Annotated in this window: 1 pseudogene; it reads left to right on the plus strand. The window is 56.8% G+C overall.

The annotated features are described in order from the left end of the window. Nucleotides 1–500: pseudogene (locus tag PROAA_RS13925) on the plus strand (TonB-dependent receptor); the annotation flags it as partial.

The following is a 500-nucleotide window of genomic DNA, read 5'->3' on the forward strand; positions in this document are numbered from 1 at the left end:
GAATTTCGGTGCCGACAAGCAACTGGCCTATGGGACAGCCATCAATGGCATGCCGATGAACACCAAAGGCAAAACGACCGGGGCCAGCATCAAAGCCAGTATCAACTTGAGTTTGCAGGACCTCCTGCGCATCGGCGGCGAAGTTCAGCATTACACGCTTAATGACTGGTGGCCACCCTCGGGTACCGGCGGGATGTCTCCCAATACGTTCATAAATATCAACGATGGCGAACGCAACCGCACCGCGCTCTTCGGTGAATGGGAAAAGCAGCTGAGCCCCCAATGGATGACACTGCTCGGCGCGCGCTACGAGCTCGTCACGACCAATGCGGGTCCGGTACATGGCTACAATCTGGCGACATTCCCGACCGTAGGCGTACCTGCGGGAATGATGAACCAGACCCGGGACGCCGCCAATTTCAATAATGCCGATCGCGACAAAACCGACAATAATCTGGATCTCACCGCGCTCGGTCGCTACACCGTCAACGCCAACTACG

The organism is Candidatus Propionivibrio aalborgensis, from assembly GCF_900089945.1.
Lineage (GTDB): Bacteria > Pseudomonadota > Gammaproteobacteria > Burkholderiales > Rhodocyclaceae > Propionivibrio > Propionivibrio aalborgensis.